Source organism: Burkholderia theae (genome assembly GCF_048565265.1).
GTDB classification, from domain to species: Bacteria; Pseudomonadota; Gammaproteobacteria; order Burkholderiales; family Burkholderiaceae; genus Burkholderia; species Burkholderia theae.
The window spans coordinates 2,692,864-2,708,302 of the sequence record NZ_CP183461.1; the positions used below are offsets into that span (position 1 = coordinate 2,692,864).

Below are 15,439 nucleotides of genomic sequence, written 5' to 3' on the forward strand. Positions count from 1 at the left end.
GTCCGCAGCGCATACCTTTACGGAATGGCATCAGACAAGGAACTCGCCGACTTTCTGGCGGGCGTCGAAAGGCGCGCGTTCAAGCAGGCTGCGTACGCCGTGCGTGACGACGATGCGTCGCTCGACATCGTGCAGGACGCGATGATCAAGCTTGCGGAGAAGTACGGCGACCGGCCGGCGGCCGAATTGCCGCTGCTTTTTCAGCGGATCCTGCAGAACGCGATCCACGACTGGTTTCGCCGGCAGAAAGTCCGCAACACCTGGGTTACGCTCTTCTCGTCGCTGAACAACACCGACGACGACGACTTCGACCCCCTCGAAACGCTCGAATCCGCGGACGACAACGCGGGGGTCGAGAGCAGCGAGCACCGCCTCGAACGAGAGCAGGTTCTGGCCCTGATCGACGAAGAAATCCAGAAACTTCCGGCACGTCAACGGGAAGCGTTCCTGATGCGTTATTGGGAAGATATGGATGTCGCCGAGACTGCCGCCGCGATGGGGTGCTCCGAAGGCAGCGTCAAGACGCACTGCTCACGAGCCACCCACACCCTGGCGCACGCGCTCAAGGCCAAAGGAATCACGCTATGAGCTTCGCTCCCGCAAATCGAGAACACGAATTCGCGCTGAAGGTGCGCCGCGCGCTGGACGAGCACGCGGCCGCACTGCCAGCCGAGACCACCGACCGGCTGGCCGTCGCCCGTCGGGCTGCGCTCGCGCGCAAGAAGCCCGAAGCCGCGACCGCGCCGGTGTTCGTGCCGGCCTTCGCCGGCGCGGCCGGCGGCGCATTCGGCCCGGCGCCCACGAGCCGCCCGCAGGCGTCGCTCGCGCGCCGCCTGCTGCGCGCGTGGCCGCTCGCGCTGCTGCTCGCGGGGCTCGTCGGCATCGCCTACTGGGAAGACCTGCAGCGCACCGCCGAACTCGCCGATATCGATGCGGCGATGCTCAGCGACGACCTGCCGCTCAACGCGTATCTCGATCACGGGTTCAACGCGTATCTTTCGCGCGCTCACTAACAGACAATAACGAGGGGATCGCACGGGTGAGTCAGAAGCGCGGCCTGGCCGTATTTTTCGGATGCGTGATCGCGATCGCCGTTTCCTACGTCGCCACCTATTCGCGATTCAACCCGCCCCCCGCGACGACCACCGTCGCGGCCAGCAACCCTGCCGCGCCCGCATCGGCCGCGGCAGGGCTGAGCACCGACCTCACCCCGCTGCCCCTGCCGCTGCCGGCCGCCACCGGCCCGCTGTCGTGGGCGCGTCTCACGCCGGCGCAGCACGCGGCACTCGCGCCGTTCGCCGACCAGTGGGACGGCTTCAGTGATGCCCGCAAGCGTAAATGGCTGAAGATCGCATCGCGTTTCGCGAAATTGACGCCCGATGATCAAAAGCGCCTGCAGGATCGGATGGCCGAATGGGCGCGGATGACACCCGACCAGCGCCGTGTCGCGCGCGAGAACTACCAGAGCGCAAAGGAGCTTTCCGCCCAGGCGCGCGAGCGCGCGTGGAAGGCTTACCAGCAACTCCCCGAGGAGCAGAAGGAACGTCTCGCGGCCGCCGAGCGCCGTCGCCGGCCGAGCGTCGTCAGCGCGCCGCCGACCGTCGCCGACCGTGACGTCCGCCGCCTCGTCAATTCGCACGAACACCCGGCAAGCGGCGCGGCCGCCGCGACGGCGCCCGCATCGGCCGGCGCCGCCGCGACGCCGGTGCCCGCGTCGTCGACGGCCGGCACCGCTTCCGCACCGGCCGCCGTGGCGCCGGTGTCGCCCGCCGACGCACCTTCGCTGTTCAAGGGTTCCTGAGCGGCCGTGGCGAACGCCCCCGCACCCGAGACTCCGGCCGCCGCGCCGTCCGTGCGGCGGCGCCTCGCCGCGCTGCTCTACGAAGGCGTGCTGCTGTTCGGCGTCGTATTCTTCGCCGGACTCGCGTTCAGCCTCGCGACGCAACAACGCAACGGCCTCGTCCACCACAACCTGCTCGCCGCCTGGATCGCGCTCGTCGTCGGCGCGTACTTCGTCTGGTTCTGGACGCACGGCGGCCAGACCCTGCCGATGAAGACCTGGCGGCTGCGGCTCGAATCGTCGAGCGGCCGGCCGTTGAGCGCGGCCCACGCGCTCGCTCGTTATGCGCTCGGCTGGCTGTGGTTCCTGCCGCCGCTCGCGCTGCATCCGCTGCTCGGCCTGTCGGTACCCGTCACGCTCGCGCTCGCCGCCGCGTGGATCGTTGCGTGGGCCGGCGCCGCCCGGCTGCATGCGGGCCGCCAGTTCCCGCACGACCGGCTCGCGCGCACGCGCGTCGTCGCCATGCCGCGCTGACACGCCAACGCGCCGCATTCGCCAGACGAAAGCAGTTCACCCAGGCTTCTCCTACCCGGTCTGACGACCTGCCGGACAACCGCCGGCCGTTCGGTGCGGCAGGTTACACAACGCCCTTTCATTCACTGCTAAACACCCTGCAACGGTCGTAATAAGAACGTCTCGTGACTGTCACGGCACAGTCACGCCCGCATGGCGGAATGCCGGTAATGTCAACCGGCGCGAGTCATGCATGGGCCAGAAATCGTCCGCGACCTCCCTCTTCCGTCACCCGATCGGCGCCCGCGCCGTCACCGCCTTCCTGTCCGGCTCGGCCGCAGCCGATGACCTGGCATCGCAAGAACCACCTGCCGAGCACGTCACGCCGCACGACGACCCCGACTCGTCCGCGCATCGCTATCGCACCATCTGGCTGTCCGACATCCACCTCGGTTCGAGCGGCTGCCAGGCGCCGTACCTGCTCGACTTCCTGCGCCACAACGATTCGGAATACCTGTACCTCGTCGGCGACATCATCGACGGCTGGCAGTTGAAGAAGGGCTGGTACTGGCCGCAGGCGCACAACGACGTCGTGCAGAAGATCCTGCGCAAGGCGCGCAAGGGCACGCAGGTCGTCTACATCCCCGGCAACCACGACGAAGGCGCACGGCAGTTCTGCGACCTCGCGTTCGGCGACATCCAGGTGCGCGGCGAGGCGTTCCACACGACGCTCGCGGGCAAACGTTTGTGGATCGTGCACGGCGACCTGTTCGACGGCGTGATCCAGCACGCGAAATGGCTCGCGTACCTCGGCGACACGCTCTACACGCTGATCCTCGTGCTGAACCGCTGGTTCAACCGGATCCGCAGCCGGCTCGGCTTCCAGTACTGGTCGCTGTCGCAGTACCTGAAGCACCAGGTGAAGAACGCGGTAAATTTCATCTCGCAGTTCGAAACCGTGATGACCGACGAGGCGCGCCGCCGCGGCTGCGACGGCGTCGTGTGCGGCCACATCCACAAGGCGGAGATCCGCGATATCGACGGCGTGCTGTACTGCAACGACGGCGACTGGGTCGAAAGCCTGTCCGCGCTCGTCGAAACGATGGAAGGCGAACTGAAGATCGTCTACTGGACGGTGATGCGCGCCGCACCGTCGGAGACCTCGTCGCGCAAGGCCAAGGCCACTGCCTGACACAACTCTACTTACAGGACAATGCCGCGATGAAGATCATGATCGTCACCGATGCGTGGGAACCGCAGGTCAACGGCGTCGTGCGCACGCTGAAGAGCACGGCGCGCGAACTCACCGCGCTCGGCCATCGCGTCGAACTGCTGACACCGCTGGAATTCCGCACGGTGCCCTGCCCGACCTACCCCGAGATCCGCCTGTCGATCCTGCCGTACCGCAAGCTGCGCGCGCGGATCGACGCGTTCGCGCCCGACGCGCTGCACATCGCGACCGAAGGCCCGCTCGGCCTCGCGGCGCGACGCTATGCGCGCTCGCGCAAGCTGCCGTACACGACCGCATACCACACGCGCTTTCCGGAATACGTGCAGGCGCGCTTCGGCATCCCGCTGGCCGCGACCTACCGCTTCCTGCACTGGTTCCACGGCCCGTCGCTCGCGGTGATGGCGCCGACGCCGGTCGTCAAGGACGACCTCGAGAAATTCGGCTTCACGAACGTCGTGCTGTGGACTCGCGGCGTCGATCTCGACGTGTTCCGCCCGATGGAGTCGAAGGTGCTCAACACCGCGCGGCCGATCTTCCTGTACGTGGGCCGCGTCGCGATCGAGAAGAACGTCGAGGCGTTCCTGCGCCTCGACCTGCCCGGCTCGAAGTGGGTCGCGGGCGAAGGCCCCGCGCTCGCCGAGCTGAAGTCGCGCTATCCGGAGGCGAACTATCTCGGCGTGCTGTCACAGGCCGAGCTCGCGAAGGTGTATGCTGCGGCCGACGTGTTCGTGTTCCCGAGTCGCACCGACACGTTCGGCCTCGTGCTGCTCGAGGCGCTCGCCTGCGGCACGCCGGTTGCCGCGTATCCCGTCACGGGCCCGATCGACGTGCTCAGCGGCGGCGACGCGGGCTCGATGCACGAGGACCTGCAGGAAGCCTGCCTCGAAGCGCTGAAGATCGAACGCACGACCGCGCGCGCGTGGGCGGAACGCTTCTCGTGGCGCGCCGCCTCCGAGCAGTTCGCGTCGCATCTGAAGCCGCTGCCGAAGACCGCGTACTCGCCAGCCGAAGGTGCCGCCGTTTGAAACGAGACCTGAACGACAAGACCCCGCCCCCCGCCGCGCCGCAGCATCGGCACCGCCCGTTCGACGAGGACGAGCCGCACGCCGAAGCGGACGTGCACGCGCACGAACCGCTCGGCCCCGACGATCAGCTGACCCCGCTGCCGCCGAACCCGTACAAGCGCCACCGCGGCATCACGCGCGCCTGGTACGCACTCAAGCATTCGCTGAACGGCTTTCGTGTCGCGATCCGCGAGGAAAGCGCGTTTCGCCAGGAGCTCACGCTCGCCGCGCTGATGCTCCCGATCGGCGCGTTCGCGCCGGTGCCGGCCGCGTCGCGCGCGCTGCTGATCGCCTCGGTGCTGCTGGTGCTGATCGTCGAGTTGCTGAACTCGAGCGTCGAGGCCGCGATCGACCGCATCTCGCTCGAACGCCATGAACTGTCCAAGCGCGCGAAAGACCTCGGCAGCGCGGCCGTGACGGTCGCGCTGTTCGCGTGCGTGACGACGTGGGGCTTCGTACTCGGCCCGGTCGTCGCACACTGGCTCGGCTTCTAGACGGCTGCCCGGCAGGTGCCCTCGGCACCGCCCGCGTGCGGCGCTGCACCATGCGCCGCGCGGGGCCGCGATCACGAAATGCGCCCGATGTGGCGAAACCCCGGTTTATAATCGTCCGCTAGACATAGAACAGCAACCCGCGCCGGACGAATCACGCAGCATCGATTGCAGCGCCCGCCAGTCCGGCACACACAGGGCCGGACGACATGGAAGCGAAACCTCCCCGCCGCACCCGCGAACGGATTCTCGAGTTGTCGTTGAAACTCTTCAACGAGATCGGCGAGCCGAACGTCACGACCACGACGATCGCCGAGGAAATGGAAATCAGTCCAGGCAACCTGTACTACCATTTCCGCAACAAGGACGACATCATCAACAGCATCTTCGCGCAGTTCGAGCAGCAGATCGAACGGCGGCTGCGCTTCCCCGAAGATCATCGTCCGACGATCGACGAAACCTGGTCGTATCTGCAGTACATGGCCGATTTCATGTGGACCTACCGGTTCCTGTATCGCGACCTCAACGACCTGCTCGCCCGCAACCGCACGCTCGAGACGCACTTCAAGCAGATCATCAGCCACAAGGTGCGCTTCGCGCACGACATGTGCGAGCTGCTCGTGTCCGACGCGGAGATGGTCGCGACGCCCGCCGAGATCGAGGTCATCGCAACCAACATGGCCGTCATCTCGACGTACTGGCTGTCGTATCAGTACGTGATGCATCCGCGCAAGTACAACGACCAGGACGCGATCCGCGAGGAACTGCACCAGGTCAGCATGCACGTGATCTCCGTGATGGCGCCGTACCTGCGCGGGCGTTCGCGCCAGCTGTTCGACGACCTGGTCTCCGGCAAGCTGCCCAAGCGCCAGTTCACCGACTACCTGCCGCCGCGCGACGGTTCGCCGCGCCCCGCCGGCGGGCCGGTCACCGTCGGGCAGGCCCCCGCGAAGGACGCCAAGCAATGAAGGCTGTGTGCGTTTATTGCGGCTCGTCGTCAGGCGTGCGGCCCGTCTATGCCGACGCCGCGCGCGCGTTCGGCCGTGCGCTCGTCGATGCGGGCCTCACGCTCGTCTACGGCGGCGGCCGCGTCGGCCTGATGGGCGTGATCGCCGACGAAGTGATGGCGGCCGGCGGCCGTGCGGTCGGCGTGATCCCCGAACTGCTCGTCGACAAGGAAGTCGGCCATACGGGGCTGTCGGAACTGCACGTCGTGCCCGACATGCACCACCGCAAGAAAATGATGGCCGACCTCGCCGACGCGTTCGTCGCGATGCCCGGCGGCGCCGGTACGCTCGAGGAGTTCTTCGAGGTCTACACGTGGGCGCAGCTCGGTTATCACCGCAAGCCCGTCGCGCTCTACAACATCGATTCGTTCTACGATCCGCTGATCACGTTGCTGCGCCATACGGTCGACGAGGGTTTCATGCGGCCGGCCTATTTCGACGCGCTGTGCGTCGATTCGAAGCCCGTCGAACTGATCGAGCAGCTGCGTCGCTACCAGCCGCCCGCCAGCGACAAGTGGGCGCCCGACGCGGCAAAGTAACCCTCACCGGAAACCGTACGCGATGACCGCATCGTCCGACCGCAAGGCCGTCCTCATCACCGGCGCGAGCCGTGGCATCGGCCGCGCGACCGCCGTGCTCGCGGCCGAACGCGGCTGGGACGTCGGCATCAACTACGCGCGCGACGCGGCGGCGGCCGAACTCACCGCGCAGGCCGTCCGCGACGCGGGCGGCCGTGCGTGCGTGGTCGCGGGCGACGTCGCGAACGAAGCCGACGTCGTCGCGATGTTCGACGGCGTCGCTGCTGCATTCGGACGCCTCGACGCGCTCGTCAACAACGCGGGCATCGTCGCGCCGTCGATGCCGCTCGCCGACATGCCGACCGACCGGCTGCGGCGGATGTTCGACACCAACGTGCTCGGCGCGTACCTGTGTGCGCGCGAAGCCGCGCGCCGGTTGTCCACCGACCGTGGCGGCCACGGCGGCGCGATCGTCAACGTGTCGTCGATCGCGTCCCGGCTCGGCTCGCCGAACGAATACGTCGACTACGCGGGCTCGAAAGGCGCGGTCGACTCGCTGACGATCGGTCTTGCGAAGGAACTCGGCCCGCATGGCGTGCGTGTCAACGCTGTGCGCCCCGGCCTGATCGAGACTGAAATCCACGCGAGCGGCGGCCAGCCGGGCCGTGCGGCCCGCCTCGGCGTGCAAACGCCGCTCGGCCGCGCAGGCGAAGCGCACGAGATCGCCGAAGCGATCGTCTGGCTGCTGGGCGACGCGGCGTCTTACACGACGGGCGCCCTGCTCGACGTCGGCGGCGGCCGCTAAACCCGCATTCGCGGCGCATAAGAATCGCCGCCTGAAACGATCTGTCGTCACGACACCACAAATCTCCACAATTTTGTGACAGTTTCAGTAAACACCCGTAACAAATCCGTGCTCTACTAGCGGACATTCAGACAGGTGTCATACAAGCCTGTCCGCCGCCCCCTGATGTGGCCCTTATCGGTCCTGCCCCTGCCGCCGGACCGGCTCGACTCGACCCGAGATCCTTTCCATGCCTGGAACCGCAGCGCCCAGCCGGCGACGCACGTCTGTGCCCGCTCCGGCCCCGCACACCCGCTCGACCGCCGACGCCAACCTCACCGCGACGCTGGACGCCGCCGGCACGCCCGTCGTGGCTGCGACGGCCGCGACCAGCGCCACGCGCGGCCGCTCGCTGCTGCTCGGCTGGCGGGCCTGGCTGCTCGTCGCCGCACTGGTCTGCGCGTATGTGCTGCCGGGCGTGCTCGGCCACGATCCGTGGAAACAGGACGAAACCTACACGTTCGGCATCATCCAGCACATGCTCGAGACCGGCGATTTCGTCGTGCCGACCAATGCCGGCCTGCCGTTCATGGAAAAGCCGCCGCTTTACGCCTGGGTGGCGACCAGCCTCGCATGGCTGCTGCAGCGCGTGATGCCGCTGCACGACGCGGCACGGCTCGCGAGCGCGCTGTTCGCGGCGCTCGCGTTCGGCTTCATCGCGCGCGCCGCGCGCGTGGCCAGCCGCGCGGACAGCTGGTTCGACCTGCGCGTGATCGGCCCCGTCGTGCTGAGCGCAGGCACGCTCGTCGTCATCAAGCACATGCACGACATGATGACGGACGTCGCGCTGTTCGCCGGCACGGCGATGGGCTTCTGCGGGCTGCTCGAACTCGTGATGCAGCACGTCGCGCGCGCGCAGCAGATGCGGCACGGACTGCCGGTCCGGCCGTCGGGCCGTTGGGCCGCGCCGATCTTCGGCGCGGGCGTCGGCATTGCGCTGATGACGAAGGGGCTGTTCGTGCCGCTCGTGTTCGCGGCCACGCTCGTGGGCACGCTGGTGCTCTACCCGGCCTGCCGCACCCGCGCGTTCGCGCGCTCGCTCGGCATCGCCGCGCTCGTATTCGCGCCGTTTGCGCTGATCTGGCCGACCGCGCTGTTCCTGCGCTCCGAAACGCTGTTCATGACGTGGTTCTGGGAAAACAACGTCGGCCGCTTCTTCGGCTTCTCCGTCCCGCAACTGGGCGCGGAAAACGACAAGCCGTTCTTCATCCTGCGCGCGTTCCTGCTCGTCGGCTTCCCGGTCGCGCCGCTCGCGATCGTCGCACTCGCGCGCGGTGCATGGCGCGACTGGCGCACGCCGCGCATCGCGCTGCCCGTGCTGTTCGTCGGCATCGGGCTCGTGGTGCTGCAAGTGTCCGCGACGTCGCGCCAGCTCTACATCCTGCCGTTCTTCGCGCCGCTCGCGCTGGTCGCCGCGCAGGCGATCGAACGCCTGCCGCGCCAGCTGCATCTCGCATGGGATTACCTGAGCCGCATCCTGTTCGGCACCACCGCCGCGCTCGCATGGGCGATCTGGGCGGTGATGGCCGACCCGGCCGCGTCGCGCGCGGATCTCGCGCCGCTCGGCCGCTGGCTGCCGCTCAATTGGACGATGCCGATCGAGCCTGCGCTCGTGATCGGCGCGCTCGCGCTGACGATCGGCTGGCTGACGCTGCTGCCGAAGCTGCGCACGACGGGCCGCTGGCGCGGTGCGCTGTCGTGGGGCGCCGGCGCACTCGTCGCATGGGGGCTCGTCTATACACTGCTGCTGCCGTGGCTCGATATCGCGAAGAGCTACCGCTCGGTGTTCGACGACCTGAACGCGCATCTCGCACTCGAATGGAACGACGGCGACTGCATGGCGAGCCTGCACGGGCTCGGCGAATCGGAAGCGCCGATGCTGTACTACTTCTCCGGCATCCAGCACACGCCGATCGACGACGCGCGGACGACGCGCTGTACCTGGATGATCGTCCAGGGCGTGCGGGCCGTCGATCCGGCGCCCGGCAGCGAATGGAAACTGTTCTGGACCGGCGCCCGCCCGGGCGATAACGAGGAACTGCTGCGCGTCTACGTGCGCACGCCAGAACAGCATTTGCAGTGACGCAGGACGGCGCATCGCGCCGTCGTGCCTGGCTTGATATGCGGCAGCGGTCGGGAACGGCCGCCTGAGCGCAGTGCGCGCCGACCGTCTCGCTTCTTCCAATGACCGCCACGGCGCCCGCACGACTCCGCGGGCGCGCCGCTTCTCCTCATCGGGCAACCGCCCGACCGCTCAAAACGACGAACCCGGTTCGCGCAGGAAGGCCGTCTCCTCATCGGTCGACGCACGGCCGAGAATCGCGTTCCGGTGCGGGAAGCGGCCGAAGCGCTCGACGACGGCCGCATGCCGCAATGCGAAGCGGTGATAACCCTCGCACCCTGCTTCATCGCGAATGCCCGCGCACAGGCGCACGGCCTCGCGCTGGCTCTCGACCGACTCGTCGTGCTCGAACGGCAGATACGCGAATGCGCGGTGATGTCCGCTCGGCAACTGCGCGTCCCACCCGGCCGCGACGACGCGGCGCGCGAGCGCGAGCGCCCTCGGATCGGCGGCAAACGCACGCGGCGTGCCGCGATGGATGTTGCGCGAGAACTGGTCGAGCACGACGATCAGCGCCAGTGCTCCCGACGACGAGTCGGCCCAGTGATCACGTGCGCCATCGCACGCGGCGTCGAGCAACGCGCCGTAGCGCGTGCGCAGCACGTCGTCGAACGCCGCGCCGCCGTTGAACCAGATCTTGCGTTCCTGCCCGAACTCGGCCGAACCCGGTTCGCCGAACCAGAAATCCAGAATTTCCGCCGCTTGCGGATCCAGCGGCGCCGCACCCGCCGTGCCGGTGTCGATCGTCATGCAAACTCCAGTACGAGGCGCCGGGTCCGCGCGCTCTTCTTTTCAAGTTTCGCGACCCGCAGCCCGCCGATTTCCGACGTGTTGCGCACGTGCGTGCCGCCGCACGGCTGCAGGTCGACATTCTCGATGCGCAGCAGCCGCACGCGGCCGAGGCCCATCGGTGGCTTCACGCTCATCGTGCGCACGAGTTCGGGCCGCTCGGCCATCTCGTCATCGGTGATCCATTCGGTCGTGACCGGATGTGCGCCGACGACCAGGCCGGCAAGGCGCTGCTCGACGTCGTCGCGGTCGATCGCTTCGGACGTCGCGAAATCGAGCCGCACGTAGTCGGCCGTCACGCTGCAGCCGTCGACCGCGTACGGCAGCACCGCGCACATCAGGTGCGCGGCCGTATGCAGGCGCATGTGCCGGTAGCGGCGCAGCCAGTCGATCGTCGCGACCACGCGCGTGCCGGGCTCGAGCGCGGCGACGCGCGCCTCCTGCCCCGGCGCCGGCACGTGCACCGCGTCGTCGGGCGTCGCGCCGTCGAACTTTGCCTTGCGCGTATCGGCGATTTCGATCGTGCTGCCGTCGGGCAGCGTCAGCGTGCCGGTGTCGCCGGCCTGGCCGCCGCCGAGCGGATAGAACACGGTGCGGTCGAGCCGGATGCCGTCGTCGCCGACGGCCTGAACGATCGCATCGCATTGCGTGAGGTACGCGTCTTCGCGAAACAGCGCTTGTGTCGTCATCGGGCGAGCCTCGTATCGATGGGGGAAACGATCAGTGTCGCGCCGCGCGGCATGCGCGCCCAGACGCAGATCGTCCCGCGCGCGGGCAGCGGCGTACCGGTCGATCAACCGGGCCGGTTGCGCATCCAGTCGGCCGTTTCGTAAAACGAATGCATGAGCCGCTCGCGCAACGGCTCGGGCAGCCCGATATCCTCCATTGCCCACGCCATGCAGCGCAGCCACTGGTCGCGCTCGACCGACGCGATCGGGAACGGCAAGTGCCGCGCGCGCAGCCGCGGATGGCCGAACCGGCTGATGTAGTGGTCGGGGCCGCCGAGCCAGCCGCACAGGAACCAGAACAGCTTGTCGCGCGAACCGTCGAGCGACGCCGGGTGCACCGCGCGAATCTGCGCGAACTCGGGCTCGAGGTCCATCAGGTCGTAGAAGCGGTCCACCATTTCGCGCACGCGGGCTTCGCCGCCCACGAGTTCGAACGCCGTCGGTTGCGACGGCGCATCGTCATTCACATCGGTCATACGGATAGTCGGAAAACGGGATCTTCGGGGCCGCCGGCGACGCTCATGCGTCGCGCAGCGACTGCAGCGCGGGGCGCCGCAACACATTATGCAGGCTCAGCCAGCCGGCCGCACCGGCGCATGCGACGCCGGCCACGATGCCGGCCGGCACGAGCCACGGATCGACGGCCAGCTGGAAGTCGAATACGCGCGACGCCAGCACCCAGCCGACCGCGATCGCGCCCGCCGACGCCAGCACGCCGGCCAGTGCGCCGACCACGACGAATTCCGCGCGCTGCACCGCGTTGACCTGCGCGCGCGACGCGCCGAGCGCGCGCAGCAGCGCGGCCTCGCGCACCCGCTCGTCGCGCGAACCGGCGAGCGCCGTGTACAGCACGAGCACGCCGGCTGCGAGCGTGAACAGAAACAGGAACTGCACCGCGCCGACTACCTGCAGCATCATCCGCTGCAACTGCGCGAGGATCGGCGCGACGTCGATCGCGGTCAGGTTCGGGTAGCGCGCGATCAGCGGATCGAGCAGCGCGGCATCCGATGCCGGCAGATGGAAGCTCGTGAGGTAGACGGCCGGGAAATCCTTCAGCGCCGCCGGCGGCATCAGCACGAAGAAGTTGACGCGGAACGTGCCCCAGTCGAGCTTGCGCACGCTCGTGATCGGCGCGTCGACCGTCAGCCCCGTCACGTCGAAGCGCAGCACGTCGCCCGGCTTCACGTTCAGCGTCTTCGCCAGGCCGGCCTCGATCGAGATCTGCGGCGTGGCGGCGGTGCCGAACCAGTCGCCTTCGACGATCCGGTTGTCGGACGGCAGCTCGGTCGTGTACGACAGGTTGAACTCGCGGTCGACGAGCCTGCGTGCCTCGTCGGACGGGTAGGCGTCCGGATTCACCGGCTTGCCGTTGATCGCGATGAGACGGCCGCGCACCATCGGCGCGGGCACCGCGTCGCGCACGCCGTGCGCGGTCAGATAGGCCGCGACGTCGTTGCGCTGGTCGGGCTGGATGTCGATCAGGAACTGGTTGGGCGCATCGGGCGGTGTCGACTGCCGCCAGCCCGCGACGAGGTCGTTGCGCGTGATCGCGATCAGCAGCAGGCACATCAGGCCAAGCGCCAGCGCGGTGATCTGCAGCGCGCTGGACGTGCCGCGCCGGTGCAGCGACGCGAGCGCGTAGCGCCAGCCGACGCCCGCGGCCACGCGCGCATTGCGCACCGCGCGCGCGGCCGCGAACAGCACGAGCCGCGCGATCAGCGCGAAGCCGACCAGCGCACCGGCGAAGCCGCCCGCGACGATCAGGCCGAGCTTCAGGTTGCCGGCCGCGACGATCAGCAGCCCCGCGAACAGCACGACGCCGATCGCATACGCGGCCCACGCGGTGCGCGACGCATCACCCCACTCACGCCGCAGCACGCGTACCGGCGGCACGCGCGTGAGCGGCACGAGCGGCGGCAGCGCGAAGCCGAGCAGCAGCACGAGTGCGGCGGCCACGCCGATGAGCGCCGGCCACAGCGTGGGCGGCGGCAGCACGACGTCGATCAGCCCGCCGAGCGCGGCCAGCAACGCCCAGTGGCCGCCGTAGCCGAGCGCCGCGCCCGCGGCGCCCGCCACGACCCCGATGCCGACGAATTCGAGCGCGAACAGCGCGCCGAGCGTGCGGCGGCTCACGCCGAGGCAGCGCATCGTCGCGCAGCCATCGAGATGGCGCCGCATGTAGCGCTGCGCGGCCATCGCGATCGCGACCGCCGCGAGCAGCGCGGTCAGCAGCGCGACGAGCGTCAGGAAATGGCGCGCGCGATCGAGCGTCTGCCGCACCTGCGGCTGGCCTTCCTGCAACGACTCGAGCCCGACGCCGCGCAGCTTCCCGCCGTCGACGCGCGCATGCGCATACGTTTCGAAGCGCGTAACGGCCTGCGCGTCGCCCGCGACCAGCAACCGGTACGTGACGCGGCTGCCGTAGCCGGTGAGCCCCGTCGCGGCGAGTTCATCCGCGCGCATCATCAGCCGCGGCGAGAAATTGACGAACGAAAAACCGCGATCGAGTTCGCGGGAAATCGACGCCGCGACCGTAAACGTGCGCAGCCCGACGCGCACCGTATCGCCCGCCTTCAGGTGCAGCGCGTCGAGCAGCGCGGGATCGGCCCAGACGGTGCCGGGCGCCGGAATCGCGGCCGCCTTGTGCGCGACGGTGGCGCCGGCCGGCAGGATATCGACCGCGCCGCGCAGCGGATACCCGGGCGACACGGCCTTCACGGCAGCGAGGCGCGAGGGCGCCGCGTCGGTCGCCTGCCCGCCCGCGGCGGACGCGATCATGCTCGGGAAGATCGCGGTCGTTGCGGTCTGCAGGCCGAGCGCGCGGGCCTGCCGGTCGAACGACGGATCGACGGGACGATCGGCGCGCACGACAAAATCGGCGCCGAGCATCTGGCGCGCGTCGCGCTCGAGCCCCTGCCGCAGCCGGTCGGCAAGAAAGCCCACGCTCGTCAGCGCCGCGACCGCGAGCACCAGCGCGAGTACGAGCAAGGTCAGCTCGCCCGCGCGCCAGTCGCGCGTGGTCATCCGCGCGGCCTGGCGGACCAGGTCGCGCAGGCCGAAGCGGCCGGCATGCGCGTGCATGTCAGGGCCGGGGTGCCCGGCCGGCGGCTGTGCCGCGTGTTGCGGCCCCTTCAATCGCGCTTCCCCCCGATCGAGTTGAGCCGCGACACCATGTGGTTCGCCATCCCGCGAAAACCGCCCGACACACCGCGCCACAGGCGCGGCAGCGCCCACGCCGAAGCGGCGATGAAAGCGGCGAGCAGCACGAGGAACGCGAGCGGAACGAAGAACGCGAGCACCAGCCCGCCGACCACGAGGCCGTCCTCGGTCGACGACGCGACCCAGTTCGAAATCGGTTCGGGAGACAGGTTGATCAGCGCGCGCGTACCGGCCTTCGCCACGTGCGCGGCACCGGCAAGCGAGCCGCCGGCGAGCCCCGCGACCGCCAGCACGGTCGGATCGGCATGGCCGAGCGCGCCGGCCGCGAGCACGGCACCGGCCGGGATGCGGATGAAGGTGTGCACGGCATCCCACAGCGAGTCGAACGCGGGGATCTTGTCGGCAAGGAATTCGGTGAGGGCAAGCACGGCCGCGGCGCCGATGACCCACGGCGACATCAGGACGGCAAGCGTGTCGGGCAGATGGAGCCAGCCGACCCGCGCCAGCACGCCGGCGATCAGCACCGTCAGGTACAGGCGCAGCCCGCTCGCCCACGCGAGCCCCGCGCCGAGCGAAATGGCTTCGATCATGGCCCTCTCCTTGCACTTTCCGTGCGATTTGCCGATTGATCGGATCGGGTCGGTCTGACCGGCCGCGCGGCGCGTGGCGACCGGCACCGCGTGCCGCGAACGGCGCATCGGCATTCAGGCCCGAATGCGTTCCATTATAGACAGGCTATCCGGACGACCGGCGCAATTCCGCAGCGCGGCCCCCGGGTGCTCGCGCGCCCGGGGGCCGGCATCAGGCGGCGGACGACAGCTTGAGGCCGACCAGCCCCGCGACGATCAGCGCGGCGCTCGCGACGCGTGCGGCGGTCAGCGCCTCGCCCATCATCACGATGCCGAACACGAATGCGCCGACCGCGCCGATGCCCGTCCACACCGCGTACGCGGTGCCGAGCGGCAACTGGCGCATCGCGACCGCGAGCAGCCCGAAGCTGGCCAGCGCGGTGACGATCGTAAACACCGACGGACCGAGCTTCGTGAAGCCGTCCGACGATTTCATGCCGGCCGCCCAGGCCACTTCCAGCAAACCGGCAATCAACAACAATACCCACGCCATCTCGACGTACTCCGTATCGGATGGGGCCGTCCCCGTTGAAGCGAATGACCCGGGGTCGTCCCCGGGCGGCG

Annotated in this window: 17 protein-coding genes; 11 read left to right on the top strand and 6 right to left on the bottom strand. The window is 69.1% G+C overall.

The genetic code is table 11. The annotated features are described in order from the left end of the window. Positions 1 to 24 precede the first annotated feature (24 nt). The 11 genes from ACN22W_RS12735 (at position 25) to ACN22W_RS12785 (ending at position 9,531) form a co-directional block, all read left to right on the top strand. Positions 25 to 588, top strand: a complete 564-nt coding sequence (locus ACN22W_RS12735) for an RNA polymerase sigma factor (RefSeq protein WP_048249338.1) — start codon at positions 25 to 27, stop codon at positions 586 to 588. Then, positions 585 to 1,013 (top strand): DUF3619 family protein, encoded by a 429-nt coding sequence (locus ACN22W_RS12740; RefSeq protein WP_129512617.1) that lies wholly within the window; start codon positions 585 to 587, stop codon positions 1,011 to 1,013. The genes ACN22W_RS12735 and ACN22W_RS12740 overlap by 4 nt, the downstream gene beginning before the upstream one ends. Before the next feature lie 26 nt (positions 1,014 to 1,039). Beyond that, positions 1,040 to 1,801, top strand: coding sequence for a DUF3106 domain-containing protein (locus ACN22W_RS12745; RefSeq protein WP_129512618.1), 762 nt, complete (start codon positions 1,040 to 1,042; stop codon positions 1,799 to 1,801). A 6-nt stretch (positions 1,802 to 1,807) separates the two neighbouring features. Beyond that, positions 1,808 to 2,314: an RDD family protein gene (locus ACN22W_RS12750; protein WP_419684660.1), complete on the top strand. Its 507-nt coding sequence runs from the start codon at positions 1,808 to 1,810 to the stop codon at positions 2,312 to 2,314. Positions 2,315 to 2,546: 232 nt separating this feature from the next. Beyond that, positions 2,547 to 3,485: a UDP-2,3-diacylglucosamine diphosphatase gene (locus tag ACN22W_RS12755; RefSeq protein ID WP_048249332.1), complete on the top strand. Its 939-nt coding sequence runs from the start codon at positions 2,547 to 2,549 to the stop codon at positions 3,483 to 3,485. A 29-nt stretch (positions 3,486 to 3,514) separates the two neighbouring features. Next, positions 3,515 to 4,549: a glycosyltransferase family 4 protein gene (locus tag ACN22W_RS12760; RefSeq protein WP_129512621.1), complete on the top strand. Its 1,035-nt coding sequence runs from the start codon at positions 3,515 to 3,517 to the stop codon at positions 4,547 to 4,549. Beyond that, positions 4,546 to 5,082 carry a diacylglycerol kinase gene (locus ACN22W_RS12765; protein ID WP_193098769.1) on the top strand — a complete coding sequence of 179 codons (537 nt, stop codon included), beginning with the start codon at positions 4,546 to 4,548 and terminating at the stop codon, positions 5,080 to 5,082. The genes ACN22W_RS12760 and ACN22W_RS12765 overlap by 4 nt, the downstream gene beginning before the upstream one ends. Positions 5,083 to 5,288: 206 nt before the next feature. Further along, positions 5,289 to 6,047 (top strand): TetR/AcrR family transcriptional regulator, encoded by a 759-nt coding sequence (locus ACN22W_RS12770; RefSeq protein ID WP_048249327.1) that lies wholly within the window; start codon positions 5,289 to 5,291, stop codon positions 6,045 to 6,047. Beyond that, positions 6,044 to 6,625: a TIGR00730 family Rossman fold protein gene (locus tag ACN22W_RS12775; RefSeq protein ID WP_419684663.1), complete on the top strand. Its 582-nt coding sequence runs from the start codon at positions 6,044 to 6,046 to the stop codon at positions 6,623 to 6,625. The genes ACN22W_RS12770 and ACN22W_RS12775 overlap by 4 nt, the downstream gene beginning before the upstream one ends. Before the next feature lie 22 nt (positions 6,626 to 6,647). Then, entirely contained in the window at positions 6,648 to 7,409 is a 762-nt protein-coding gene (locus tag ACN22W_RS12780; protein WP_419684665.1) for an SDR family oxidoreductase, read from the top strand. Between the two features lie 229 nt (positions 7,410 to 7,638). Next, the gene (locus tag ACN22W_RS12785) at positions 7,639 to 9,531 is read left to right on the top strand and encodes an ArnT family glycosyltransferase (RefSeq protein ID WP_419684667.1); all 1,893 of its coding nucleotides are present in this window, start codon (positions 7,639 to 7,641) and stop codon (positions 9,529 to 9,531) included. 171 nt (positions 9,532 to 9,702) lie between these two features. Here ACN22W_RS12785 and ACN22W_RS12790 read toward each other — a convergent pair whose 3' ends face one another. The 6 genes from ACN22W_RS12790 to sugE form a co-directional block, all read right to left on the bottom strand. After that, complete coding sequence (locus ACN22W_RS12790) at positions 9,703 to 10,320, bottom strand: DUF924 family protein (protein WP_419684669.1); 618 nt, start codon at positions 10,318 to 10,320, stop codon at positions 9,703 to 9,705. Further along, the gene (locus tag ACN22W_RS12795; RefSeq protein WP_419684671.1) at positions 10,317 to 11,048 is read right to left on the bottom strand and encodes an alanyl-tRNA editing protein; all 732 of its coding nucleotides are present in this window, start codon (positions 11,046 to 11,048) and stop codon (positions 10,317 to 10,319) included. The genes ACN22W_RS12790 and ACN22W_RS12795 overlap by 4 nt, the downstream gene beginning before the upstream one ends. A 104-nt stretch (positions 11,049 to 11,152) precedes the next feature. Next, positions 11,153 to 11,563 (bottom strand): group II truncated hemoglobin, encoded by a 411-nt coding sequence (locus ACN22W_RS12800; RefSeq protein WP_129512627.1) that lies wholly within the window; start codon positions 11,561 to 11,563, stop codon positions 11,153 to 11,155. Between the two features lie 43 nt (positions 11,564 to 11,606). After that, the gene (locus ACN22W_RS12805) at positions 11,607 to 14,168 is read right to left on the bottom strand and encodes an ABC transporter permease (protein ID WP_419684674.1); all 2,562 of its coding nucleotides are present in this window, start codon (positions 14,166 to 14,168) and stop codon (positions 11,607 to 11,609) included. A gap of 50 nt (positions 14,169 to 14,218) precedes the next feature. Then, positions 14,219 to 14,836, bottom strand: coding sequence for a DUF4126 domain-containing protein (locus ACN22W_RS12810; RefSeq protein ID WP_048249428.1), 618 nt, complete (start codon positions 14,834 to 14,836; stop codon positions 14,219 to 14,221). A gap of 211 nt (positions 14,837 to 15,047) precedes the next feature. Beyond that, on the bottom strand, positions 15,048 to 15,368 hold the full coding sequence (gene sugE, locus ACN22W_RS12815) for a quaternary ammonium compound efflux SMR transporter SugE (RefSeq protein ID WP_419684676.1): 321 nt from the start codon (positions 15,366 to 15,368) through the stop codon (positions 15,048 to 15,050). Positions 15,369 to 15,439: the final 71 nt, after the last annotated feature.

Coding starts and splice junctions, on each gene's coding strand:
- ACN22W_RS12735 (WP_048249338.1), top strand. CDS start 25: ATGGCATCAGACAAGGAACTCGCCGACTTTCTGGCGGGCGTCGAAAGG.
- ACN22W_RS12740 (WP_129512617.1), top strand. CDS start 585: ATGAGCTTCGCTCCCGCAAATCGAGAACACGAATTCGCGCTGAAGGTG.
- ACN22W_RS12755 (WP_048249332.1), top strand. CDS start 2,547: ATGGGCCAGAAATCGTCCGCGACCTCCCTCTTCCGTCACCCGATCGGC.
- ACN22W_RS12760 (WP_129512621.1), top strand. CDS start 3,515: ATGAAGATCATGATCGTCACCGATGCGTGGGAACCGCAGGTCAACGGC.
- ACN22W_RS12770 (WP_048249327.1), top strand. CDS start 5,289: ATGGAAGCGAAACCTCCCCGCCGCACCCGCGAACGGATTCTCGAGTTG.
- ACN22W_RS12775 (WP_419684663.1), top strand. CDS start 6,044: ATGAAGGCTGTGTGCGTTTATTGCGGCTCGTCGTCAGGCGTGCGGCCC.
- ACN22W_RS12780 (WP_419684665.1), top strand. CDS start 6,648: ATGACCGCATCGTCCGACCGCAAGGCCGTCCTCATCACCGGCGCGAGC.
- ACN22W_RS12785 (WP_419684667.1), top strand. CDS start 7,639: ATGCCTGGAACCGCAGCGCCCAGCCGGCGACGCACGTCTGTGCCCGCT.
- ACN22W_RS12790 (WP_419684669.1), bottom strand. CDS start 10,320: ATGACGATCGACACCGGCACGGCGGGTGCGGCGCCGCTGGATCCGCAA.
- ACN22W_RS12795 (WP_419684671.1), bottom strand. CDS start 11,048: ATGACGACACAAGCGCTGTTTCGCGAAGACGCGTACCTCACGCAATGC.
- ACN22W_RS12800 (WP_129512627.1), bottom strand. CDS start 11,563: ATGACCGATGTGAATGACGATGCGCCGTCGCAACCGACGGCGTTCGAA.
- ACN22W_RS12805 (WP_419684674.1), bottom strand. CDS start 14,168: ATGCACGCGCATGCCGGCCGCTTCGGCCTGCGCGACCTGGTCCGCCAG.
- ACN22W_RS12810 (WP_048249428.1), bottom strand. CDS start 14,836: ATGATCGAAGCCATTTCGCTCGGCGCGGGGCTCGCGTGGGCGAGCGGG.
- sugE (WP_419684676.1), bottom strand. CDS start 15,368: ATGGCGTGGGTATTGTTGTTGATTGCCGGTTTGCTGGAAGTGGCCTGG.